This is a genomic window from Halomonas sp. KHS3 (assembly GCF_000830495.1).
GTDB lineage: Bacteria > Pseudomonadota > Gammaproteobacteria > Pseudomonadales > Halomonadaceae > Vreelandella > Vreelandella titanicae.
The window spans coordinates 1-271 of sequence record NZ_JWHY01000023.1; the positions used below are offsets into that span (position 1 = coordinate 1).

A 271-nucleotide genomic window follows, 5' to 3' on the forward strand; every position below is an offset into this window, starting at 1 on the left:
ACGTGTACTAATGGCCCGTGAGGCTTGACCCTATAACACCCAAGGGGTCTGGTCGTAATGATGACGAGCATTAAAGCCGGATACGCAGCGTGTGGCCCAAGCGACATAACGCCAGGGCGACAGGCGATGAGACGCACACAATTGAGCAAGCAACGCTAGAAAGCCTGCTCGTCAGCATGATGTACATTAACAGTTACGCCTGACGACCATAGCACGCGTGAACCACCTGATCCCTTGCCGAACTCAGAAGTGAAACCGCTTAGCGCCGATG

General features: G+C 54.2%; 1 rRNA gene. It reads left to right on the forward strand.

The window, feature by feature from the left end:
* Nucleotides 1–198: 198 nt before the first annotated feature.
* Nucleotides 199–271, forward strand: a 5S ribosomal RNA gene (gene rrf, locus RO22_RS23750); the annotation flags it as partial.